Here is a 24,782-nt window from a genome sequence, read left to right as displayed (position 1 = left end):
GCTGCCGCCAATGGCAGCGTCACCGCGTGACGAGGCCTTTCCAACAGGGTAGTCCTAGCCCGTCCACTCCGCGCTGAGAATTTTCTGATTCGTCGATCGAGCCCTTATGAACGCTGTAGAAATTGAAGAAGCCGTATCAGACCTCGTTCTACAGCCGTTTGACGCGGCCGAGTTCCCATTCCAGTTCATCACTGCGTTCGGCGCCAAGAAGGCGACCGTCGACCGCCTGCGCAAGGGCGATACCAATCAGTCTGACGTCGGCGGCGTGCTCCAGCGCAACAACATCCATATCGGCATCGCGCCCGCGGGCGAGGTTGCCGAAACGCTCGCTCGGCTACGCGCCAGCCCCAAGACGGCGAGTGCAAAGGCGAAGTTCCTCATCGCCACTGATGGCGAAACGGTCGAGGCCGAGGACCTGATCGGCGGCGACGTCGTCGCCTGCGCCTATGCTGATCTGCCACGCCACTTCGCGATGTTCCTGCCGCTCGCTGGAATCTCGACGGTCAAGGAGATCAAGAACAACCCCATCGACGTTAAGGCTACGGGACGGCTCAACAAGCTCTACGTCGAGTTGCTGAAGGACAATCCGGACTGGGCAACCGAGGATCGGCGGCACGAGCTCAACCAGTTCATGGCACGGCTGATCTTCTGTTTCTTCGCCGAAGACACTGGCATTTTCCGCGAGCATCAGTTCACCGAGACCATCACCCAGATGAGCCACGCCGCCCACGGCAGCGGCGAAGAACAGTGGGGCAACACGCATGAGGTGCTGACCGAGCTATTCCGTGCAATGGATACGCCCGTCACGCATGAGGGTAATCTAGACCCCCGTTATCGCCAAGCGGCGAACATTCGCCCTTATGCCGATGCCTTTCCCTATGTGAACGGCGGGCTGTTCACCGGCGCAGTGGACGCACCGCGCTTCAGCCGAACAGCCCGCGCCTATCTGCTGCGCGCGGGCGAACTCGACTGGAAAGAGATCAACCCGGATATTTTCGGATCGATGATCCAGGCGGTGGCCGAAGATGACGAGCGCGGCGAGCTGGGCATGCACTATACCAGCGTGCCCAACATCCTGAAAGTGCTGAACCCGCTGTTTCTCGACGATCTGCGCGAGCAGTTGGAGGCGGCAGGCGACAGCAAGCAAAAGCTGCGCAACCTGCGCAAGCGACTGGGCAATATTCGCGTATTCGATCCGGCCTGCGGATCGGGCAATTTCCTGGTGATCGCGTATAAACAAATGCGCGCGATCGAAGCGGAGATCGTCACGCGGCTGGGCGGCGAAGCCAGCCTGAAGCTGGCCGAGCGCCGCAGCGCTATCCCGCTTAGCAACTTTTATGGCATCGAGATTAAGGGCTTCGCGGCCGAGGTCGCCCGGCTCGCGCTGCTGATCGCGGAGTTTCAGGCGGATTGCCTGTATCTGAGTCAGCAGGAGGCGCGCGCGATGGTCCTCCCGCTGCACAAGACCGGACAGATCACCATCGGCAACGCGCTGCGACTCGACTGGCTGGAGGTGTGCCCGCCGGTCGGTGCGACATTGGCGGAGGAAGTCGATCTGGCCGGGCCGACCGGGCGGCTGGCGCTGGAGGACAATGGGCTGGATGAGGGCGGGCGGGTTGAGACGTATATTTGCGGGAACCCGCCTTATGCGGGCTATAATAAACAGTCCTCGTCTCAAAAGGAAGATTTGGCACACGTCTTTTCCCCCCTGATCAAACGTTGGGGAAACCTCGATTATGTCGCTGGGTGGTTTGCAAATGCCGCACGCTACTTGGATCACACGGGCGGCGGTGCAGCGTTCGTATCGACGAACACGATTAGTCAGGGTGGGCAGGTGCCCGTTTTGTGGCCACTTATATTGTCGCTTCGTCAGCAGATCGGCTTCGCGCACACCTCATTCAAATGGTCTAATCTTGCGGCACACAACGCAGGAATAACTGTTATCATCGTCGGAATAAGACCGGTCTCCGCAGCACCTGCCATTCTCTTTGAGGAAGGTCCGGAGGGAACGACGGTACGCCGGATCGATAACATCAATGGGTATCTGGCACCAGCGCGGGATATATTCGTAAAACCGTCGTCTGTGGCGGTGTCCAACTTGGCAAAGATGAATTTCGGCAATCATCCATATTATGCCGCCGATTTGATTCTTTCCCAGCAAGAAGCGCGCGCGCTGGTGATTGAGGACAGTCGAGTAGCCGCTTTCTTGCGGCCATACTATGGCTCGACTGAAGTGATTTACGGAACGCCCCGGATTTGCATATGGGTAAATGATGCCGACGCCGAACAGGCGGCAGCTATTCCGACGTTGCAACGTCGGTTCGATTCCGTTCGCGCCGATCGCGTTGCAAAGCCGGATGACTCCTCAGCGAGCGCACTGGTTTCATTCCCATATCGCTTTCGCGACCAAGTCGAGTCTAAACAATATTTTATCGCTGTTCCGCAGACCAGTTCAGAGAACCGTCCATATCTGCCGTGTGACCTCATCGCGGCGCCCGCCGTAGTCAGTTTCAAGTGCTTCGCCATCCACGATGCGCCGCTCTGGAACCTCGCATTAGTTGCATCTCGCCTGCACTGGGTATGGATTGGTGCAGTCTGCGCTCGACTAGAAATGCGGTTCTCCTACTCCAACACCCTCGGCTGGAACACCTTCCCAGTCCCGAAGCTGACCGAGCAGGACAAGGCCGACCTCACCCGCACGGCGGAAAATATCCTGCTGGCGCGGGAGGCGCATTTCCCCGCGACCATCGCCGACCTCTATGATCCCGACGCGATGCCCGACGACCTGCGCCGCGCGCATGAGGAAAATGACGAAGTGCTGGAACGCATCTTTATCGGCCGCCGCTTCCGCAACGATACCGAACGGCTAGAAAGGTTGTTCGACCTCTACACTAAAATGACCGCAAACGCCGGGACCAAGGGCATGGCTACAAAAAAGAGTAAAGTCGCATGAAATGGTATCGTATCCGCTTCGATCAAATTCATTACGAAGATCCTGCGCCTTTGATCGTAACAGCGCCGTTGGATGCAAAGTCCCAAATTGCCATGCACATTCCATTCGCGGGTTGGTGGGGCACACTTAAGGGAAATGCGTGGCTACGCCCTGTTGTCTTCAAGCCAGACGGCACGGTGCTTTTTGGCCAGGACCCCGAGGATGACCGCGAAGAATGTGTTTCAGAGATGCAAATCTTTGGCATTGCGCTCGACTTGGGAGCAACATTTTACATGAAAGACTTGGAGGATGGTGAGGTCTATCAATTCGTCGTGCGCGAGAAGACGGAGCTGGGGTCTCAATGACTGAAGACCGCCCCATCCCGGCCGTCCGTCTCGTCACCGCACATTCTGGTGCCTCGACAAGTGCCAACGAACTCGGCATGCGGCCGATGCAGGCGCGTGCCTATGCACATCGCGGCGAGCAGTATTTGCTGATCAAATCACCCCCGGCATCGGGCAAGTCTCGAGCCTTGATGTTCATCGCGCTCGACAAGCTGACGAATCAGGACGTGAAGCAAGCGATCATCGTCGTGCCGGAACGGTCCATCGGCGCCAGCTTCGCCGACGAGCCGCTGAGCACATACGGCTTCTGGGCGGACTGGAAGGTGAAGCCGCACTGGAACCTGTGCAACGTCCCCGGCGCCGACGACGTCAAGGTCGCCAAGTCCAAGGTAAAGGCGGTTGGCGAGTTCTTGGCGAGTGACGACAAGGTGCTAGTGTGCACCCATGCCACCTTCCGCTTTGCTATCGAAGAACTCGGAATAGAGGCATTCGACGGCCGGCTGATCGCGGTGGACGAATTCCACCACGTCTCCGCCAATCCGGACAACAGGTTGGGAGCGCAGCTCGGCCAGCTGATCGCACGAGACAAGGTGCATCTAGTCGCGATGACTGGCAGCTATTTTCGCGGCGATTCCGTGGCGGTGCTGACGCCCGAGGACGAGGCGAAGTTCACCACCGTCACCTACACTTATTATGAGCAGCTCAACGGCTATCAGTGGCTGAAGACACTGGACATCGCCTACAGCTTCTACACCGGCCGCTATATCGACAAGATCAACGATCTGCTCGATCCGGCGGTCAAGACGATCGTTCATATTCCCAGCGTGAACAGCCGGGAGAGCACCAAGGACAAGCACCGCGAGGTCGAGGAGATAATGGATCATCTCGGCACTTGGAAAGGCACGGATGATGCGACCGGCTTCCACCTGATCGAAACTGCGGAAGGCAAGATCATCCGCGTCGCCGATCTAGTCGACGACGAGCCGTCGAAACGCGACCGCGTATCGACGGCATTGAAAAGCCCGGAGGCGCGCAAGAACCGTGATTATGTCGACGTGATCATCGCCCTGGGCATGGCGAAGGAAGGCTTTGACTGGATATGGTGTGAGCATGCGCTAACCGTTGGTTATCGATCGAGCCTGACTGAGGTCATCCAGATCATCGGCCGTGCCACGCGTGATGCACCCGGCAAGTCCGTCGCACGCTTCACCAACCTCATCGCCGAACCGGCTGCCGCCGATGACGTGGTCGCCGAGGCTGTTAACGATACGCTGAAGGCCATCGCCGCCAGCCTGCTGATGGAGCAGGTGTTGGCGCCGCGCTTTGAGTTCACGCCGAAGGATGTCGGGCCGAAGGATGGATACGACTATGGCCCGGACGGCTATCAGGAAGGCAAAACCAACGTAGGTTTCAACGACGAGCGTGGGCAGTTCCACTTTGAACTCAAGGATCTGGTTGAGCCCAGCTCGGTGGAGGCTAAGCGCATTTGCGCCGAGGACATCAACGAGGTGATCACCAGCTTCATCCAAGATAAGCAGGCGATCGAGCGCGGCCTGTTCGATCCAGAGGTCGTGCCAGAGGAACTGACTCAGGTTCGGATGGGCAAGATCGTGCGCGAACGCTATCCTGAGCTCAGCGAAACCGATCAGGAAGCCATTCGCCAGCACGCGATCGCCGCGCTGAACATCACGCAACAAGCGGCAAAAATCGTCACCGAAAGCGTGACCGAGGGCGATGATGGCGAGCTGAAGGTGAACACCTCGTTCGTCGATGGCGTTCGCAAATTTATGAATGTGCGCGAGCTCGACATCGACCTGATCGATCGGATCAACCCCTTCGATGCAGCATACGCCATTCTCGCTAGGGCTATGAATGAGGGAACGTTGCGGCAAGTGCAGGCAGCGATCTCCGCTCGTAAAAGCACGCTGACTGAAGAGGAGGCGAGGGCTTTCGCGGTTCGCGCGGTCCAGTGGAAGCGCGAGCGCGGGCGCTCGCCCGAGATCACGTCGCAGGATCCGTGGGAGCGTCAGTTGGCGGATGGTGTCGCTGCGTTTGCGCGCTTCAAGGCGAAGGCGGCTACCAATGGCTGAGATGTCCGACGATGACATTCTTGCTGAACTCGGCGTCGATCTTGCGCCCAAGAAGGTTCGTGCGCGCACACCGCGTGAAGAGCGCGTGATCGCCGGTTTCGAGGATATCGTGAAGTTTCGCGAGGAGCACGGTCGTGTGCCCCAGCACGGCGAAGATCGCGATATATTCGAACGGCTTTATGCCGTGCGGCTCGATCGCTTGCGCGCCCAACCGGAATTCCACGTTCTCCTAGCCGACATTGATGTGCACGGTTTGCTGGAGGGCGTGGATGACAACGCAACTCCGGTTGAGGCGCTGGACGACAGCGACCTCCTTGCCGAGCTGGCCGTTGAGGCGGGGCCGGAAGCCAACATCACGCAGTTGCGCAATGTCCGGTCGAATGCCGAACGTAAGGCGGCCGAGGAAATTGCCACTGCAAAGCGGTGCGAGGATTTCGAGACTTTCAGGCCCCTGTTCGAAAAGGTTCAAGCGGATTTGGAGGACGGCATCCGTGCGTCGCGCCGGTTTGGTCGCGATGCGAGCATTGATGTCAGGGATTTCTTCATCTTGCGCGGCCAACTCGCATATGTGGCCGAAATTATCGGCGAACCGATTAAGGCGGCTAACGGACAGAATGATGCCCGATTGCGGGTAATTTATTCGAACGGAACCGAGAGCGACCTGCTGCGCTGGTCGTTACAGCGCGCGCTTTACAAGGACGAAGGCGGCAGACGGATATCTGAACCTACCGCCGGGCCGCTTTTCGCTGCGGTTTCGGACGTCGCCGACGAGTGTGACTATCTTCCCACGGGGACCCTCTACGTCCTGCGTAGCCGTTCCACCCATCCGACCATCGCCGCGCACCGGAACCTGATCCATAAGATTGGCATCACCGGCGGCTCGGTGGAGACGCGCATCGCCGGCGCCGCTGACGACACGACATTCTTACTTGCGGATGTCGAGATCGTAGCAACCTACAAACTTTTCGATGTGGACCGGCCGGCACTGGAGCGCCTGATTCACCGCGTCCTTGATAGCGTTCGTTTTGACGCTGAAATTCCAGATCGCTTCGGTAAGATGAGCCGCCCTCGCGAATGGTTTCTCGTTCCCCTTGGAGTGATCGACCAAATTGTCGATCGTATAGGAGATGGCTCTTTAACCGGGATGAAATACGATCGCGAAGCCGCTCGACTGGTCCCGCAGGACCCCCACTAAGCCAGGAGCGGACGACGGTCGAGCCCGTGAGAAAGGACACTTGGTCAATTGCTGTCACGTAAGGGAGTAATCTTTTTGCGATGCGACCACCACGGTCGCGTGCAGTGTGGAAGCCGTTCGGTTTGCGCGAATTCGAAGCTGGTTCGGGGAGTTGACTGTCGCGTTATTCCCTGAGTTTCTTTCGTAACATGCTGCTATTATTGTCTTTAGGCCAAGTGGCGCTCTAGTCCATCGGTTGTGGGAGGGGGTGAGGATCATGGCAACACCGGGCCATATGAACTGGCTAGTTGACTCTGGCGAACGTCAGGTGAGCGCTTGCGGCCGGGAAATCGAAATTTGGGAGCTCAATCCGCAAGATGATGCTCAAATCTTGGCGGATTGGGCGAGGCATTTTCGTGCACATTACATAACTGATGCCGACCTGCCATTCATGGCGGGCGGAACGGGCCTTGGTCATTCAGACTACCTGCGCACAATTCTTTTCCCCGATGCGAAGGTGGCACCGGGGCCGAGCCTCAGATCAGGAGATTTTGGCGAGATTATCGTCGCAGACTTCATCGAGTATTTCCTGGGATATTGGTGTCCTCGCGAACTGCGTTACCAAGATCGTTGGAACCGTAATGATTCGACTAAGGGGTGTGATGTCATTGGATTCAAATTCGCAGACGAGGATAATCCCGGTCCCGCGGACGAGCTTTTTGTCTTCGAGTCAAAATCCGGAATGTCCGCGAGCGGAGCCAATCGGCTCCAAGACGCGATCGACGACAGCATAAAGGACAGGCTGCGCGAGAGCATGAGCCTCAATGCCATAAAACGGCGCTTCTTCGATCGCGGCGCGATTGGCGATGCCCGCAAGGTCGAGCGATTTCAGAACCAGGCCGACCGACCCTTTCGCCGGATCAACGGCGCGGCCGCAATTCTCGACGAGGTTGTCTGCGCCGAAACCAATCTTGGAGCGACCGACGGCGCGGCACATTTCAACCAAGAGAATCTGCGCCTCCTTGTGATACGCGGGCCGTCCCTGATGAAGCTGGTGCACGCCCTTTACGAGAGGGCCGCTGATGAGGCCTGAGGCGACTGCGCTCACCATACTGTCCACTACGCGAGCACGGGCAAAGATGCACGAATTCCGCGTCGCTCCGGCGGATTTCAATGCGTTGCCGCGCGACCCGTCGATGCTCTTCTCGTTGGCGATCGGCATACTTGGAGACGTTGCGGCCGCCGTCGCCGACACACTTGGAGCGGAGGCCGCTGCACCGGCTGCTCTTCCCCAGTCACTCGGCTGGGGCGAATTTGACGAAGATCCACAAGACGTGCTGCGCTTCGCCTCAATCTTCTTCGATGCTTACCTTAACGCGCAGCTAGATTCTGATCTGGATATCGAGTTTTCGCTCCTGTGCGCTGCGGCCTATTACCTTGCCGGGAATGTCGGCAGTGCAACCGTGATTATACGGCAAATGGCGGAGCCCGATCTCGACCTGGCGGGCGGCCTCGGCCATCTGGTCTACTGTATCCTTAAGAACCGTTTTGTTCCCGTTGAGGCGCCTCACGCTCATCAAGCGATGACAAGGGACCTGTTGCAGGCATTGAGCGACTATTTCTCTTTTGAGACGGAAGCTGATGGCGTTGCCGCGGTCTGCCGCGCTCTTCGTGAGTATTTCCACCGATCGGGCTCGCCCCGTGAATTGCTCTACGCTGATATCGCGGGGGCATTGTGTGCGCTAAAGCTCAGAAACGCTGCGCGCACTATCTTGCCGTTAGCATCAGGTTTGGCCCCGGCAGTTTGGCAACCGGCGCTCGGCAAGCCACATTTTCCAATCGAGCTTTGGCCCGCCCAGCAACGGATTGCGGATGCCGGTGTATTTGCGGGTCGCTCCGTGGTCATTCAGATGCCGACGAGCGCCGGCAAGACTCGCGCCACCGAAATTATCATCCGATCGGCATTTCTATCGGGCCGAGCGCACCTCGCCGTTATCGTCGCCCCATATCGATCTCTATGCCACGACATCCGAGGCGACTTGGTCGCTGCCTTTGCCGGCGAGAATGTTCGGTTGGACGAAGCTTCGGACGCCTATCAGTTCGACCTCGCGCTTGATGCGCTGTTCGCCAACGACTCGGTGCTGATCGTAACGCCCGAAAAGCTGCTCTACATGCTCCGCCGGGCGCCCGATCTCGCCGAGAGAATCGGTCTGGTGATTTACGACGAAGGGCATCAATTTGACGGAATGACGCGGGGGCCAACCTACGAACTCCTTCTCACCTCGCTGCGCATGACACTCCCCCCCGCGGCCCAAATCATCCTCATCTCTGCTGTGATTGGCAACGCGCCGGATGTTGCAGCATGGTTGATCGGCGATGCCGATGCAGTTGTTGGCGCCGAGGGCTTGCTGCCGACTACCAAGAGCATCGCATTTGCGAGCTGGCAGGACCAGCGCGGGCGGCTTGAATATGTGAAACCCGAGGACCCGGCCGAGCGAGAATATTTCGTGCCGCGCATTATCGGAGAAATCGCATTGCCCCTACGCGGCAAGGAAACTACCCAGCGCAAATTTCCCGAGAAAACGGGCGGCGACGTTGGTCTTTTTCTCGGCCTGCATCTCGTTCGCAACGGCAGCGTTGCGATCTTCTGCGGCCTAAAAGCCAGCGTTACGAAAATCTGCTCGCGTGCCGTCGATATCGTTGATCGTGGCGTGGACCTCGATTGGCCTATCGAGGGATCGGATGCCGCCGAGGTTGAGAAGATTCGGGCGCTCAGCGAAATTGAGCTTGGCGCAAGCGCGTCGGCGACGCGGGCAGCGGCGCTTGGTATATTCGCTCATCATGCCGACACGCCCCACGGCATCCGCCTCGCGATAGAATACGCCATGAAAGAGGGGCTAGCTAAGTTCGTTATTTGCACTTCGACCTTGGCGCAGGGCGTTAACTTTCCGCTCAAATATCTGATCGTCACAACGACGCGCCAAGGCGCCGATCAGATACTGGTGCGCGACTTCCACAATCTGATAGGCCGCGCTGGTCGCGCAGGAATGCATACCGAGGGGAGCGTCATCTTCTCGACACCGTCTCTTTATGAGCAGCGGCAGCAATTTGGAGGCCGGTGGGCGTGGGACCGTGCTGTCGATCTACTCGACGCTCAAAACGCCGAGCCGTCTCGTAGCTCGATCCTTGCGGTTTTCGATGCGTATCAGCAGCGCCAGCCTCCTATCGCCCTAGAGATCCATCCTGAGTGGCTTGATCTCGCCTTCGCCGATGCCGCCCGGATCAATGAGGTGGTAGCCGCAGCGCTTGCGGCGCAACCTAACATTAGTGAAAGGGAATTCCGTAGGTTCATCGAAGGTCGAGCGCGAGCTGTCCAAAACGTTGCCGCCTTTCTCGTCGCCAATATGACCTTCTCCCAAGGGGAGGACGCTGCGGCAAGAGCCGGTGAACTTGCAGCTAATACATTGGCCTATCATCTCGCTGACGAGGAAACGCGTGTTCGTCTCATCGAAGTATTTCGATCGATTGGAGATTCCATCGCGGCCAACACCGATGGCGACCAGCGCGCACTCATTCGAAGGTCGCCTTTACCACCAGCTGCGATTGCCGAGCTCAAAAACTGGCTCAACGAGAATCTCGCGATCCTGCAGACGGCACTACAAGAGAACCGTCTATTCGCCGAAATCTTTCCATTGGCGCTCCGTTTCACCACCTCCCGTGCTATTAAGGCCATTAGCGTTCAGACTATCATTCCCCGCGCTCTGCGGGAGTGGGTGGCGGGCAGATCTTACGCCGTAATCTTCGATGCTTTGGTGGAGGCAAATGTGCGGGTCGGGCGCGACCATGTGACTGTCGAAGATGCTGTTGCGCTTTGCGAAAGCGGATTCGGCTTTGATGTTGCGATGATTATTGCATCGATCGCTGATCTAACCGAGGAGGTGGACGAAGCCCTGCATGGGGGAGTTGGACTGCTTCAAAAGCAAGTTAAATACGGTCTGACCGAACGCGCCATGATCGCGTTTCACGAAGCTGGCTTTGCTGATCGGCATGTCGCCAGCCTTCTGGGCGTCGTCTGGGGAGATGTCATTGACCGCCAAGGCGTCCGGGCGGCCTGCCAACAAGAGGAACTCATGCGCGCTGTGTTGGCGCACATGCCAAGCTACTTCGTTGGGGTCGCTGCCGAGCTTGGAGGATGGGGATAATTGCCTATAGTATAATGGCTAGTGCGCCCCGAAATAGTTAGTCTGTATCGCTCGTCTATCCCCGGATGACATATTGCACAAAGCGACGGTCTAGCATCGTTTGCCCAATGCCTACCGTGTTCCCTTCGACCTGGCTGAGAAGCGCCATGTGGGAGATCGCCTTTACAGTCTCAGTGGCGTCCCAGAGGTCGGAGCCTTCCAGTACTTGGTGGTCACGATTGGTTCGATGTGCATAATGGTTCCGGGTTGCCGCCACGCGACCGATGAACGCACTACGACCCTCGGCGGGGCGCAGCGTTGCTAGCTCCGAAGTGAAGCTATCCCAGTAGTATCGTAATCTCTGCCTCAGGCCCGGCTCGTGCGCATGAGCCAGAACGCCGTTTACCCGGTCGACGACATCGTTTGGAACGCCGCGTTCGCGGAGGGTATCGAGGATGGGAGCGCTGTCGATTGCCGCAGCGGATGACGGCGCGGTGCGCCGATGCAGCGCCTCCAATGCCTGAACAAAAATCTGGAACCGAAGTTCGCTCGGGATGTCTTGTAGTTCAAGGCCGCTCATGTGCAGGCGGATTGCGTCGTCTAACTCGTCGTATCTTGCCAGCCAACGGTCGATGATCGTTTCGACAACTTCTGGCGTGATCGCCGACAAGATGGGCTCCGCAGGCTTCTCTTCCACGTGGATTGTCGCGAGACCATGGATGGGAACTTCGTGCGGATTGCGTTCAGTGGGAATTCTAATGGACGCGCTGGTAATAGGCAGCACGCGGCCCATGATTAACGAAAATGCCTGCCGCACCCTATGCATGTTTTGGATGGCGACATCGACGCTCACCTCCTCTTGGAAGAGAATTTCAATAGGATAGGTGAGCGTAAGGGTCGGCCCGTTGATCATATCTCCGCCCGATTTAATGTGCTGGCAAAGCCGAAGAGTGAGCCCGACCGATGGACAATCAAGGACTACAGCTGGTGGAGCTGAAACCGTATAATTCACAATCATGCCACCAGCCTCGGGGAAGGTCATCTGTTGGACGACCCCGTTGACGTGCAAAATCTTCGCAACATCGCCGACGATTATAGCCCAGGTGCGAGACCTGATTTCGCTCTCATCCTGAAAGTGAGCGCTCTCGAATGCGAGCCTAGCACTGTAGGTGGACAGTCCGCCGACACCGAGTCGCATATTGTGATTCAGACGGAACAGATCGGTTAACGTGAAATAGCCGGTGTTACTTCTGAATCGAATGATATCAATGCTCTCTGGCATCGTATGTGCCTGATTGGTGCTTGCGATATCTAGCGTAACGCGTCCCGGCTCAAGAGTGAGAGTGGCGCCGAGCTCGGTGTCACCGAGTTCCACGTGGCCGCGATGGACAATGCTGGTCATTGCTTGCAGATGGAGCGGGAAGTGGGACAAAGCAAGGTGGCCTGCTGCCGGATTGGTGGACGCCGAGATGAGTTCAGTCAGGCTGCCCCCCAGACCATTGAAACGTTAAGAGATGAATTAGGCCAACGTGTTACATAGAACGGTGCACGATATCGGAGCGAAGAGTTTCTCGTCGCGCCGGACCACGAATGTAAAATGGGCCATGACACGAACTCTGCACGCCGCTTTGGCAAAACGCTATTTCCTGGAGGACCTCCCCGGCGCGGCTCAGTTGGGCGCCCGGTTGAATGGGATTCTTCTGAAAATTGAGGCTGGGGAGCAGGTGACGGCCTTGCAGCGAGAATATCTCGCCGCGACGGGCTTGCATGCACTCGTCAATTGGGCCGAAGGTAAGGCAACCTTGGCAGAATTTCGGGCCCAAGCCGGAGCGGAACAGGCAGCGCGCATTGAGGAGGCTTCGGCCAAGGCCGTGAAGGATGCGGCAGAATTGGCGGAACGCACTGAGGCCAGGGCGGCAGCAGTTAAGGCGACCTTTGCCGCCATGGCGAACGATCCGGCACTCCGTCGAAAGCGAGAGGCCAAGGAGCTGCGACAGCGCTTCGGCGTGGGATATATCGAAAGCGAAGATTATCCGCGCGCAATGGCTCTTCTAAGGCAAGTCGCCAATGGCCAACGCCTCGAAGCCAAGGACCTCGCATGGCTCAAGGCAAAGGCCGATTACTGCTGGACCGACGAGCTGCAGAGAGCTTGGCATGCATTGGAAGCCGCAGCCCTGACCAAAGCTTGGGAAGACAGTGGTGATACGTGGAATGCCGTGAATGCGAGCGGGCATTGGCGTAAGGCTGGCGAACCGGAGCGAGCCTTACGCCTGACCGATGCGGCATTGGCAAAGGTCGGGTCAAATCCTAAAATCAGGTCGGCCTTGGCAACGACGCGCGGCGGAGCAATGCGTGACCTACGCCGCCTCGACGAGGCCAAGGCGCTCGCCAGCGAAGCGCATCGACTGACCTCAAGCAACTATAGACCGTGCACTTTGCTGGGCGCGGTCCACATCGAGCTTGGAGACCTCGCTGCAGGGCACGAATGGTATGCAAAGGCTGAGAGCCTCGGAGCGTCGCGCCATGCGATCGATGGTGAATTGCGAGGGTTGCTGATGCACGCTTCCATTCCGGAACAGCAGCGTATTCGTGAATTCCTGCTTCGACAGGATCCCGAACGCTTTGCTTGGCTGCGGCGTTGGCCTGTAAAATCTCCATCCGCGACGCGCTCGAAGCCCGCGCAAACGCCGCAGAATAAGGGTCGCGCCGCAATGGCCCGGGAAGGCCAGCATGATCATCGTTCCCGATGATCCAGGCCCTGCAGGTCCAGATGAGGTGCTGAAGGCAGCCGTCCGAAAGGTCTTCGACGGCGACGGCTTCTTGGCAAACGTCTGGCATCCCTATCGGCAGGCTTGGGTGGAACGCGTTTCCTTCCGCTTTGCGTTTATCGACGCCCCCGAAATGGGGCAACCGTTCGGACCGGAAGCCCGAGATTTTTTGCTAGGCCTTATCGCAAATAAGGAGCTTCGCTTGGACCCAGTTGGCAAAGAGTCGACTGGCTACCGGCCCATCGATCCTTACAAGCGGATTTTGTGCATGGCATTTCTGACCGAGCAAATGGATGTCGGCACGGTCGACTATTATCACGCAGGCAAGCGGGGCGGTGGTTCAGTCAAGCGCGCGCGCCCTGTCACGCGCAATATCGAGCTCGAGATGATCGTGAACGGGTGGGCTTGGGTGACCGAGCAATATGCGTTTGATCGCGAGGCCGAATATTTCGCGGCGCAAGACGATGCCCGGCGTGACCGGCGAGGGTTGTGGGCAATGGACAATCCGGAGCCGCCTTGGCTCTTCAAGCACCGTCAAAAACGGGGACGCAAAGATTCGGAAGGGCAGCCCCGACTTATCTAAGTCATCCCCTGCGCCGGGAACGAAAATTGGGCGGTTAAGGCGCGCGATTCGTCTAACACTGGACTATCACACAACTGTATGGCACAAACGGCCCCAGGCCGCAGAAAATCTTGGTTTTTCTGGACTTTGCAATCTCTAAAGAAACTGGTCGGGGAGAGAGGATTCGAACCTCCGGCCCCTGCCTCCCGAAGACAGTGCTCTACCAGGCTGAGCTACTCCCCGACCGATCTCCAGCGCCGACGAAGCGGCGCGAAGGCAGGGCGGTCCTCTAGACGCGCCGCCCAGGAACTGCAAGCGGCAATCGCACCAGAATCGGCACCTACAGCAGGTGCGCGCGGCGAAAGCTGAAATGACCGCTGTCGACGAAGATCAGATGGTCGAACAGATCGATCCCCATCGGACGAAGGAGCCGCGAAACCGCGCGGGTGCAGGCGAGGTCGCCTTCGCTGGGCCAGGCGACGCCCGAGGGATGGTTGTGCGCCATCAGCACGCCGGTCACCGCCGGGCCGAGCAGCCTTCGCCAACGCATCGGGGGAATGGTGCAGCGCCCCGACAGTGTCGCTTCGATCCGTTCGGCGGAAATCAGCCGCGCATGGCCATCGAAGGCCAGCAACTGGACGGTTTCGCCGTCGCTGCTGAAGGACGGGCGCAGCAGGTGGCGCGCGACATCGTCCTCGTCCGCGCATTGCACGAAGCCGGTCGCGGCCATGTCGGCCCCGTTGCCAAGCGGATCGGAGAGATTCATCGCGCCGTCTATGCGGCGCGGCGTCCGGCGCTCCAATCGGCATCTGCGCCGTAACGGAGGGTCATGGCTGCTGCCGCCCTTGCCGTCCCCCCGTCGGGCGCTTAGCACTGGAGCCCGCAACACAGGAGCAGGTCTTGCCCGATTCCATCCATTATGAACTGCAATATCTCGACCTGATGCGCCGAATCTGGGTCGAAGGCGACGAGCGGGTCGACCGCACCGGCGTCGGCACGCGCTCGCTGTTCGGCGAGACGATGCGATTCTCGCTCGCCGACGATGCGATCCCGCTGCTCACCACCAAGCGGGTCTATTGGAAAACCGCGCTGCGCGAGATGCTGTGGTTCCTGACCGGCGACACCAACATCCGCCCGCTGGTCGCGCAGGGGGTGCGGATCTGGACCGACTGGCCGCTCGATCGCTATCGCCGCGAGACCGGCGAAGATATCGGCGCGGAGGATTTCGAAGCGCGCATCCTTTCGGATTCCGATTTCGCGGCGGCGTGGGGCGACCTCGGTCCCGTCTACGGCCATCAATGGGTGAACTGGCCGCGCTACGAGCCCGCGGGGGATGGTCTGTTCCGCCGGGCCGAAAAGGGGCACGACCAGATTGCGGCGCTGATCGATTCGCTGCGCAGCAATCCCGGGTCGCGGCGGCACATCTTCACCGGCTGGAACGTCGCCGACCTCGATCGCATGGCCTTGCCGCCGTGCCACATGACCTATCAGTTCCATGTGCGCAGCGACGGCGGATTATCGTGCCTGCTGTTCCAGCGCTCGTGCGACCTGGGGCTCGGCTTCGCGTTCAACATATTCGAGGCGGCGCTGCTGACGCGGATGATCGCGCAGCAATGCGACCTGCACGCGCACGAACTGGTGTGGACCGGCGGCGACGTGCATCTCTATCTCAACCACGCCGCACTCGTCGAAGAGCAGTTACGGCGGACCCCGGCCGGCGCGCCGAAGCTGCGCATCCTGCGGCGGCCGGAAAGCATCTTCGCCTATCGCTTCGAGGATTTCGCGGTCGAGGCCTATGCGCCGCAGGCGCATATTCCGGCGCCCGTCGCGGTCTGATCGCAGGCATTGCAATGGATCGGCGACAGTAATAATATGTCGCCGCATTGAAATATAACTAAAAGGCGCGTGATTCGCGTCGAAGGGAAGAAGACATGCCTGAGACGCCTCGGCGCCCGGCGGGCAATCTGCCGCCGCTGTCGCTCCATATTCCCGAACCGTGCTATCGCCCCGGCGATACCCCCGACTTCAGCGACGTTCCGGTTCCTGCCGTCGATGCCACGCCGCGCCCCGGCGAGGCGACGAAACCCGACGCGATGCGCGACCTGTGTTACGGCCTGGTGCGCGTGCTCGACTTCGACGGGCAGGCGAAAGGACCGTGGGATCCGAAGCTGGCGCCCGAGCGGCTGCGCACGATGCTGCGCTACATGATGACGGTGCGGGCGTTCGACGACCGCATGTTCCGCGCGCAGCGGCAGGGCAAGACCAGCTTCTACATGAAATCGACCGGCGAAGAGGCGACCTCGGTGGCCTCGACGATGGCGATCGACCGCGCCGACATGGTGTTCCCCAGCTATCGCCAGCAGGGCATATTGATCGCGCGCGACTATCCGCTGGTCCAGATGATGAACCAGATTTATTCGAATCGCGGCGACCATCTGCTCGGGCGCCAGCTTCCGATCATGTATTCGGCGCCCGACTACGGCTTCTTCAGCGTCTCGGGCAATCTGGCGACCCAATATCCGCAGGCGGTGGGCTGGGCGATGGCGTCCGCCTCGAAGGGCGACAGCCGCATCGCGACGACATGGTGCGGCGAGGGATCGTCGGCCGAGGGCGACTTCCACTCGGCGCTGACCTTCGCGACCGTCTACAATGCGCCGGTCATCTTCAACGTCGTCAACAATCAGTGGGCGATCTCCAGCTTTTCGGGTTTCGCCGGCGGTGAGCGCACCACCTTCGCGGCGCGCGCGGTCGGCTATGGCATCGCCGGACTGCGTGTCGACGGCAACGATCCGCTCGCGGTCTATGCCGCGACCCAGTGGGCCGCGGACCGCGCGCGGACGAACAACGGCCCGACGCTGATCGAACATTTCACCTATCGCGCCGAGGGGCACAGCACCTCCGACGACCCGAATGCCTATCGCGCGGCGCAGGAGGCCAGCGCCTGGCCGTTCGGCGATCCGATCATGCGGTTGCGCCAGCATCTCGAAACGCTCGGCGAATGGGACGGCGAGCGTCACGAAGCGTTGAAGCAGGAACTCGACGATCTGATAAAGACGTCCCAGAAACAGTCTGAAAAACTTGGAATTTTGGGGCACGGCATGCACCAGCCCTTCGAAACCATGTTCGAGGATGTGTTCGAGCACATGCCCTGGCATCTTCAGGAACAATGCGAACAGATGCTTGCCGAACAACGGGCCAAGTTCGGCCCCGACTGGAAGCCCGAGTGATGAGCGCGCCCGTGAAGACCATGAACATGATCGAAGCGATCAACAGCGCCATGGACATCATGCTCGAACGTGACCCCGCCACCGTCGTGATGGGCGAGGACGTCGGCTATTTCGGCGGCGTCTTCCGCGCCACCGCGGGGCTGCAGAAAAAGCATGGCCGGACCCGCGTCTTCGACACGCCGATCAACGAATGCGGCATCATCGGAGTCGCGGTCGGCATGGGCGCCTATGGCCTGCGGCCGGTGCCGGAGATTCAGTTCGCCGACTATATCTACCCCGGTCTCGACCAGCTGGTCAGCGAGGCGGCGCGCCTGCGCTACCGGTCTGCCAACGACTATATCTGCCCGATGACGGTGCGCACGCCGTTCGGCGGCGGCATCTTCGGCGGGCAGACGCACAGCCAGTCGCCCGAAAGCATCATGACGCATATCTGCGGCGTGAAGACGGTGATTCCGTCCAATCCCTATGATGCGAAGGGGCTGCTGATCGCGGCGATCGAGGATAACGACCCCGTCGTCTTCCTCGAACCCAAGCGCATCTACAACGGGCCGTTCAGCGGCTATTACGACCGCCCGGTCGAACCCTGGTCGAAGCATGCGGCGAGCGCGGTTCCCGAGGATTATTACCGCATCGAACTCGGCAAGGCCGCGACGGTACGCGAGGGCGAGGCGGTGACGGTGCTCGTCTATGGCGCGATGGTCCATGTCGCGAAGACGATCATCGAGGAGATCGGGGTCGACGCCGAGATCATCGACCTGCGCACGCTGCTGCCACTCGACATCGAGGCGGTCGAGGCGTCGGTGAAGAAGACCGGACGCTGCCTGATCATCCACGAGGCGACGCGCACGTCGGGCTTCGGCGCCGAACTCGCCGCGCTGGTGCAGGAACGCTGCTTCTATCATCTCGAGGCGCCGGTCGAGCGCGTGACGGGTTTCGACACGCCCTATCCGCACAGCCTCGAATGGGCCTATTTCCCCGGCCCGGTGCGCATCGCGACCGCGCTCGACAAGTTGATGAAGGACTGACCGCCATGGCCCGCTATTCGTTCCGCCTGCCCGATATCGGCGAAGGGATCGCCGAGGCTGAGATCGTCGCCTGGCACGTCGGTGTCGGCGACCGCATCGAAGAAGATGCGCAGCTTGCCGACATGATGACCGACAAGGCGACCGTCGAAATGGAATCGCCGGTGTCGGGCGTGATCGTCGAACTGGCGGGCGAGGTCGGCGACATGGTGCCGATCGGATCGACGCTCGCGGTTATCGAAACCGATGCCGACGCGGAAGCGTCCGATACGCCGGCGGATGGTTCAAGTAGCGAATCGACCGATGAAGTTGCGGTTTTAGAAGAAGTTGCAGAGACTTTCGAAGATTCTGTCGAGGATTCGGCCGAAGCACCCCCCGCCGTTGCCGAAGCAAGTCCGCCCGCGGCCACTCCCGCGGGCGGGAAAGAGGACAGGGCGGTGCTGGCGTCTCCCGCCGTTCGCGCACGCGCGCGCGATCTCGGCGTCGACCTGTCGCAGGTCCAGGCCGAGGGCGACCGCATCCGCCACGCCGACCTCGACGCCTATCTGCGCTATGGCGCGGGGCAGGGCTATCAGGCGCCGGGCGCATCGCGCGCCCGCGCCGACGAACCGATCAAGGTCATCGGCATGCGCCGCAAGATCGCCGAGAATATGGCCGCCGCGAAGCGCGCGATTCCGCATTTCACCTATGTCGAGGAAATGGACGTCACCGCGCTCGAGGCGATGCGCGCCGATCTGAACGCAAATCGCGGAAATCGGCCGAAGTTGACGATGTTACCTTTCCTGATCGTCGCGATCTGCCGCACGATTCCCGAATTTCCGATGATCAACGCGCGCTACGACGACGAAGCGGGCGTGGTGACGCGGCACGGCGCCGTGCATCTGGGCATGGCAACGCAGACCGACGCCGGGCTGATGGTCCCGGTGATCCGTGACGCGCAGGACAAGAATGTCTGGCAATTGGCGTCGGAAATCAGCCGCCTGGCCGAAGCCGCGCGTACCGGCAAGGCGAAGGTCGACGAACTCACCGGCGGCACGCTGACCGTCACCTCGCTCGGCCCGCTCGGCGGCATCGCGACGACGCCGGTGATCAACCGGCCCGAGGTCGCGATCATCGGCCCCAACAAGATCGTCGAGCGCCCGGTGTTCGCCAAAAATCCTCAAGGGGGCGACGACATCCGCCGCGCCAAGCTGATGAACCTGTCGATCAGCTGCGATCACCGCGTCGTCGACGGCTGGGACGCCGCGAGCTTCGTCCAGGCGCTCAAGCGGCTGGTCGAAACGCCAGTGCTGCTGTTCGCCGACTGATAGGCTTGCCCTACAGGCCGAGCCCCGCGAAGCTCGTCTGGTCGAATTTCAGCCGGAAGGTCGCATAGGCGCCCGAGCGGGCGAAGCGCGCTTCCTCGAAATTGCGGTCGTGAAAGCCCGCGAAATTATAGCCGAGGGTAATGTTGACATTGTCAACCGGCGCAATCGTCAGCGTCGGACCGCCGGCCCAGGCGACGGTATTGGCGTCGGTGCCGACGCGCAACGTGCCCGAAGCGCCGATCGCGGCCCGCGTGCCGAGGTTGAGGCGCAGGTCGGCGCCGAACAGGTTCGACCAGCCCTTCACATCGTCGGCGCCGAACCGGTCGAAATTGTAGCGCGTGCCCCAGAAGAAGCCGAATTCGCCGCGTTCGTACCACATACGGTCGTCGGCCTGCCGTGCGTCGCGAGCGGCAAGCGGCTTCCAGTTCACCGACAGGCTGTTGAGCAGCCGGCGGCTCGTCACGTCGCCGCTGACGATCAGCGGCGCGCTGCCCACGGGGCCGGGCTGGCCCGCGACGGCGCCGCGCACCTGATCCGACCGATATTCGGCCTTGTCGAGCCACGACACGCGCGAATGCGCGGGGCGATGCGCCCAGCTCGCCTCGAACTGCATCGTTTCGGTATTCGGCATCGCGCCGCTGCCGCTCGCCCGCGTCCAGCTGAGCAGCGCGCCGAGCGCCCGGCCTTCGCCGAGCTGGCGGAGACCGCCGAGCGTCAGGCCATAGCGGTTGGCCAGTTCGCCGTCGCGATATTCGGCGCGGCTGGTCAGCGTCCAGCGGTCGGCGCGATAGGTGGCGCCGCTGCTGATCGCGACGAAATCCTCGGTCAGCGTGCCTGGATTGCCGAGGAAACCGCCCGAGGCGACCGGGGTGTTTACATTGATAACATCGCGCGCTCGGATACCGCCGAGCGTCCGGTTGCCGTCGACGGCCATGTCGACCGACCAGCGCTCACCGAGCCGCAGCGACTGCGACAGACCATAGGCGGCGAAACTGCGCGGGCCATATTCGCTGATCTGCTGCTGGTTGGCGGCGGCGAGCAGGCGAGCGCCGGCCCACGGCGTCAGATCGAAGCCGAGGCGGGCCGTGCGCGCCTTCACCGTGTCGCCGTCGGCAATCTCGTAGCTGCCGACCAGATTGACGTCGCGCGTCACCGCGAAGCGTGCGCCGAGGCGGTGTCGGCTCGGGAAATCGACGCTCGCATCCCGGCCGCCGAGCGCGAATTCGGTCTGGGCGTCGAGTTCAAGCCGCTTTTCGAACAGGCGCTGCGTCGCACCCAACTGGACGATGTCCGAACGGTTGCGCGTGCCGTCGCTCAGCCGGTCGTCGGCATGGGTCAGGCCGGCGCGCGCGACGGTCGTTCTCCCGCCCGCGCTCCGATCATATTCGACCAGCGCGCGCGCGGCGCGGCGGCGGGTGCCGGCGTCGAGGAAGCTTTCCTGCCACGCGCTTCCCGTCATCGACAGCGCCGAACCGACGCGCAGACGGGCATCGACTCCGATCTTGCGCGTGCCGTCCTCTCCGCCGCTGAGTTGGCCGGTGCCGAATCCCGCCTCGCGCTCGCGGGCGTAGGCGAGCAGGTCGGCGCGGCTGCTGTGATACTCGGCCTCGACCAGCCACGCGCGGGCCGTGCCGCGAGCGGCCTTGCCGCCCGCGCGGGTGCTGGCGTCGCTCAGGGCGAGTTCGGCGCGGATCTCGGTATCGGCGCCGGGGCGATAGCGCGCATCGACGCCGCCGAGGTCGGTGCGGGCGTCGCTATCCTCGTCGTGGATGAAGGTTGCGCCGACGCGCAGCTTTTCGTCGCGCGACCGATAGCTGACGCGGCCGCCCGCGTTGAGCACGCGCTCGCCGACGCCGTCGACCTCATATTCGGCGACGATATATTGGGGATCGAGGTTCGACGAGCGGCTGAGAATGGGGGAACGGAACCGCAGCGTTCCAGCCAGATAATCGATATCGTAATCGACGTGGCGGGTCATGGTAACACTGTCAACAATGCGCTCGCTATGCAGGCGGTCGCGCGTTTCGATCGTGATCCGCTCGCTGTTCGGCAGGATATCGCGGGCGCCGAGCGGGTAGGGGCCGGTAAGGCCGTTGCCCTGGATCTCGTCGCGGCGAAAGCGGTAGGGGGTGTCGGCGACGAAAGCGGTCGCGGCAAGCGTGCGGCCGCGATACTCGGCCTTGCCGCCGTTCAGCGCCCGATTGTAGCGCGCGAGCTGCGGATCGGAGATGCCGGTCTCGAAATCGCCGAACATCGCATAGAATTGCGGCCGTTCGAGCCGCAGATAGAGCTTGCGTACCGACGCCGCATCATGGCGCATCTCGTTGCGGTCGGCGTAGACGGTGTAATAGGCGCGCGGGTCGATCACGCCGCCGAAGCGCGCGTCGTCCTGCTCCTTGTCGCTGTCATAGGCGAGCGTCATCAGCCATTTGCCGCGCACCCGCCCCTTGGCATAGAGTGCGAGCCGCGCGTCGGTGTGAAGGTCGTCGAGCGTTTCGGCCACCGATTCCATGCGGTCGTCGAGCGTATTGTAGCCGAGCGTTCCGGCGGCGAAGCCGACTACGGTCCACGGGCGGTCGCCGGGGTCGAGCCACATGTCGAGCGTCTGCCTGCGCTCGACCTTGTCGTCGCGAAAGGCGAAATCGATCGTCAGCGTGCTCGAGGCGGTGGTGGGTTCGAGCTCGATATAGGCGATGCCGTCGTCGCCCGCGGTTTTCCACAGCGGGCGCGCCCGTTCGAGCCCGGCCAGCTGGCGGGCCTGCTGCGCATCGGCCTCGACAGCGGGATAATAGGGGGCAGGGACGCTGAAATCGCCCGTCAGCCCCTTGCGGATCGGCTTGCCGTCGCGGTCGGTCAGCCGCACCGCGATGACGGGACGGGTGACGCCGTCGGCGACGAGGACCGACCGTTCGCGCACCAGCGTCGCGCGCATCGGGGTAATCGAATAATGGACCTTGCGCTCGATCCTTTCGATGATGACACCGTCAACACCGCGGATTTCCGCGGTCAGGCTGTTGTCGCCTTCGCGAATCTCGATCCCGCGCCAGACGCTGACCGCGATCCGGCCGTCGGCGGACTTTGTCATGCCGTCGAAGGCGAGCGGGTCGACGGGCTTGCCGTTGATGCGGAGCGCGACGCTCTGGCCGGGCAGGTGCTTGATCGCCGCCCGCACCGACTTGGCGCGCGGATTGTGATCGGGGGCGGGAAAGAGCCACGCGATGCCCGGTTCCTGGCCAGCCAGCCAGTCGCGATGCGCGCCCGCAGCCTCTGCATCGCCGGGTATCGCTGTCGCTTCGGGGGCCGTGGTCCGGGGAGCGATCCACGGGGCGGCGGGAGCGGCGCGGAAGTCGGCGCGCTTCAGCGACCCGCCGCGCCCCTCGACGAAGCGCGAGATGGGGCTGCCGGCGCTTTGCGTCGAGCGCGCGCAATCGACGGCTTCGCGATCGAGCGGCAGCGTCGACGGGTCGATCTGGACGACGTGAAGGCCGGGGCGTACGCCCTCGAAATGATAGCGGCCGTCCTCGTCGGTGACGGTATAGCTGCCGTCCTGCAGCATCACGCGCACGCCGGCGACGCCGGCCGCCTTGCCCGGATCGACGCCGCAGCCGCCATCGGCGATGCGGCCGATGATCGTCATTCGATCGCCCAGCCGGTCGCGCTTGATCGCAATCGCGGCCTCCGCGACATTGCTCGCCGACCCGCGGTTGTCGGACGCCGATGCCCGATTGAGCGCCCGTCCCGGCTGCGCCGAGACGATCACCTCGGCCAGATAGGTCAGCAGCACCGAACGGCCGGGCGCGACGCCGGGCAGCGTGACCGCGAAGTCGCGGCCGTTCGCCGCAACCTGTGCCTCGACGCGTTCACCGTCGGCGCGGACGTTATCGGTCCGCAGGCGCATGCCGGCGGGCAGCGTGTCGCGGACCGTCACCGCGCCCGTGGTGCGCCGCGCGTCGCCATTGGCGACCTCTATGCGATACTGGACGATGTCGCCGGGAACCGCGACTTCGGTCGAGGTCGTCTTGCGCAGCGCCAGCGGCAGGCCGGGCTTGTCCACCGGAATATCGACCCGGACCGGCGCGGGGCTGGCGAGGATGAAGGCCCGGCCATAGCTGGCATCGCCGATCGTGAAGGGGCGATCCGCATCGGGACGGCGGAGACCGGCCAGTTCGGCAGGACTCGAAGCCGAGGGGGCTGCGTAGGGCGCCGGCGGCTCGACGACCAGGCGATAACGGCCGGGCGCGAGGAAGGGAAAGCGATAGTCGCCTTCGGGAAAGCGATAGACGGTGCCGCCCGCGTCGGTCACCGACTGGCCGGTGACAACCGACGAGGGATAGGCGGACACGCCGTCGTCGCCGAACACCGGCGCCGGATTGCCGGTCGTCGCATCGACGATCGTCACGCGGGCGCCCGCAACGGGGGCGCCGTCGCCGCTGTCGAACACGATGCCGAAGGGATCGACGAGGAAATCGATTGTCGCGAGCGCGGTCATTCCCGCGCCGGCCTGGTCGGATATGTGCAGCGTCATCGTGGCGCCGGGCGCGACCGACAGGCGGCAGTCGCCCGCCGCAATCGCCGGCGGCGTGCCGATGGTGTTGATGAAACCGACGAACTCGCCGCTGTCCGGCGCCGTTTCGGTGAGGGTGATGCGCTCGCTGTCGCCGTTTTCCAGCGCCAGGACGACGGGGAGCGTATCGCGTCGCGCCGGATCGCGATTGGCCGAAGCGAGCGTCACGCCGACCACCAGCAATTCGCCGGCGCGGAAGGTGCCGCTCTGTTCGAGCGCCGCGGGATCGGTCGAAAGGCCGGCATAGGCGCCCGCGACCTGGATCAGATGCGCACCGCCTCGCGCGGCGGAGGCTCCGTTGGAAGCGCCGCCGTCGCACGGCGTCGGCATCAGCGGCATCGATCTGCCGCCACCGCCATCGGTCAGGCGATAGGTGGCGATCGTCGGCTTTTCGGGGGAACGCGGCCGGACTGCGATATCGACCCGGTTCGACGAGATCCGTGCGGAATCGCCGATGCCATCATGCCATTGGGCGGAAGCCGTGTTCGAGATGATTCTCGGGGCATCCTGCGCGCGCGCCGACGGGGCCGCGCACAGCATGGCTGCTGCGGCGAGAGCGCCCGCAAGGCTCAGGGATTTCGCGATCGATGTCATCGGCGGTGCGTAGGGAA

The 24,782-nt window shown here is 61.9% G+C and carries 15 protein-coding genes and 1 tRNA gene; 12 read left to right on the top strand and 4 right to left on the bottom strand.

The genetic code is table 11. The features are described from left to right. Positions 1 to 106 precede the first annotated feature (106 nt). The 6 genes from SGR02S_RS06045 to SGR02S_RS06020 all read left to right on the top strand — a co-directional run bounded on the left by SGR02S_RS06045 (position 107) and on the right by SGR02S_RS06020 (position 10,742). Entirely contained in the window at positions 107 to 2,953 is a 2,847-nt protein-coding gene (locus SGR02S_RS06045) for a class I SAM-dependent DNA methyltransferase (protein WP_067106706.1), read from the top strand. Then, positions 2,950 to 3,297 carry a hypothetical protein gene (locus SGR02S_RS06040; protein WP_067106703.1) on the top strand — a complete coding sequence of 116 codons (348 nt, stop codon included), beginning with the start codon at positions 2,950 to 2,952 and terminating at the stop codon, positions 3,295 to 3,297. The genes SGR02S_RS06045 and SGR02S_RS06040 overlap by 4 nt, the downstream gene beginning before the upstream one ends. Beyond that, entirely contained in the window at positions 3,294 to 5,366 is a 2,073-nt protein-coding gene (locus tag SGR02S_RS06035) for a DEAD/DEAH box helicase (RefSeq protein ID WP_067106699.1), read from the top strand. Before SGR02S_RS06040 ends, SGR02S_RS06035 begins: the two co-directional genes overlap by 4 nt. Next, the gene (locus tag SGR02S_RS06030) at positions 5,359 to 6,561 is read left to right on the top strand and encodes a GIY-YIG nuclease family protein (protein ID WP_067106697.1); all 1,203 of its coding nucleotides are present in this window, start codon (positions 5,359 to 5,361) and stop codon (positions 6,559 to 6,561) included. The genes SGR02S_RS06035 and SGR02S_RS06030 overlap by 8 nt, the downstream gene beginning before the upstream one ends. A 256-nt stretch (positions 6,562 to 6,817) precedes the next feature. Further along, the gene (locus SGR02S_RS06025; RefSeq protein WP_156482985.1) at positions 6,818 to 7,633 is read left to right on the top strand and encodes a Hachiman antiphage defense system protein HamA; all 816 of its coding nucleotides are present in this window, start codon (positions 6,818 to 6,820) and stop codon (positions 7,631 to 7,633) included. Positions 7,634 to 7,679: 46 nt separating this feature from the next. Next, the gene (locus SGR02S_RS06020) at positions 7,680 to 10,742 is read left to right on the top strand and encodes a DEAD/DEAH box helicase (RefSeq protein WP_169799646.1); all 3,063 of its coding nucleotides are present in this window, start codon (positions 7,680 to 7,682) and stop codon (positions 10,740 to 10,742) included. Positions 10,743 to 10,797: 55 nt separating this feature from the next. On the opposite strand, the gene SGR02S_RS06015 is transcribed toward SGR02S_RS06020, so the two are convergent. Then, positions 10,798 to 12,123: a HEPN domain-containing protein gene (locus SGR02S_RS06015; RefSeq protein ID WP_067106694.1), complete on the bottom strand. Its 1,326-nt coding sequence runs from the start codon at positions 12,121 to 12,123 to the stop codon at positions 10,798 to 10,800. Positions 12,124 to 12,325: 202 nt separating this feature from the next. On the opposite strand from SGR02S_RS06015, the gene SGR02S_RS06010 reads away from it, so the two are divergent. Beyond that, positions 12,326 to 13,471 (top strand): tetratricopeptide repeat protein, encoded by a 1,146-nt coding sequence (locus SGR02S_RS06010; protein WP_067106693.1) that lies wholly within the window; start codon positions 12,326 to 12,328, stop codon positions 13,469 to 13,471. Beyond that, positions 13,452 to 14,072, top strand: coding sequence for a thermonuclease family protein (locus SGR02S_RS06005; protein ID WP_067106692.1), 621 nt, complete (start codon positions 13,452 to 13,454; stop codon positions 14,070 to 14,072). Before SGR02S_RS06010 ends, SGR02S_RS06005 begins: the two co-directional genes overlap by 20 nt. A gap of 145 nt (positions 14,073 to 14,217) precedes the next feature. On the opposite strand, the gene SGR02S_RS06000 is transcribed toward SGR02S_RS06005, so the two are convergent. Together SGR02S_RS06000 and SGR02S_RS05995 are read right to left on the bottom strand one after the other, a co-directional pair. Further along, a tRNA-Pro gene (locus tag SGR02S_RS06000) sits at positions 14,218 to 14,294 on the bottom strand. A 97-nt stretch (positions 14,295 to 14,391) separates the two neighbouring features. Then, entirely contained in the window at positions 14,392 to 14,817 is a 426-nt protein-coding gene (locus tag SGR02S_RS05995; protein ID WP_067106690.1) for a JAB domain-containing protein, read from the bottom strand. A gap of 134 nt (positions 14,818 to 14,951) precedes the next feature. On the opposite strand from SGR02S_RS05995, the gene thyA reads away from it, so the two are divergent. The 4 genes from thyA (at position 14,952) to SGR02S_RS05975 (ending at position 19,607) form a co-directional block, all read left to right on the top strand. Continuing rightward, positions 14,952 to 15,887, top strand: coding sequence for a thymidylate synthase (gene thyA, locus SGR02S_RS05990; RefSeq protein ID WP_255211401.1), 936 nt, complete (start codon positions 14,952 to 14,954; stop codon positions 15,885 to 15,887). Positions 15,888 to 15,982: 95 nt separating this feature from the next. After that, positions 15,983 to 17,278 carry a thiamine pyrophosphate-dependent enzyme gene (locus SGR02S_RS05985; RefSeq protein WP_067106688.1) on the top strand — a complete coding sequence of 432 codons (1,296 nt, stop codon included), beginning with the start codon at positions 15,983 to 15,985 and terminating at the stop codon, positions 17,276 to 17,278. 20 nt (positions 17,279 to 17,298) lie between these two features. Beyond that, positions 17,299 to 18,303 (top strand): alpha-ketoacid dehydrogenase subunit beta, encoded by a 1,005-nt coding sequence (locus tag SGR02S_RS05980; protein WP_067106780.1) that lies wholly within the window; start codon positions 17,299 to 17,301, stop codon positions 18,301 to 18,303. A 5-nt stretch (positions 18,304 to 18,308) separates the two neighbouring features. Next, positions 18,309 to 19,607: a dihydrolipoamide acetyltransferase family protein gene (locus SGR02S_RS05975; protein WP_067106685.1), complete on the top strand. Its 1,299-nt coding sequence runs from the start codon at positions 18,309 to 18,311 to the stop codon at positions 19,605 to 19,607. 10 nt (positions 19,608 to 19,617) lie between these two features. On the opposite strand, the gene SGR02S_RS05970 is transcribed toward SGR02S_RS05975, so the two are convergent. Then, positions 19,618 to 24,765: a DUF11 domain-containing protein gene (locus tag SGR02S_RS05970; RefSeq protein WP_082796982.1), complete on the bottom strand. Its 5,148-nt coding sequence runs from the start codon at positions 24,763 to 24,765 to the stop codon at positions 19,618 to 19,620. Between the last annotated feature and the right edge of the window lie 17 nt (positions 24,766 to 24,782).

This window comes from Sphingopyxis granuli NBRC 100800 (assembly GCF_001591045.1).
In the GTDB taxonomy this organism is placed as follows: Bacteria; Pseudomonadota; Alphaproteobacteria; order Sphingomonadales; family Sphingomonadaceae; genus Sphingopyxis; species Sphingopyxis granuli.
Note: the sequence above shows the minus strand (reverse complement) of the source record. Positions and strands in the feature narration are given on the sequence as shown.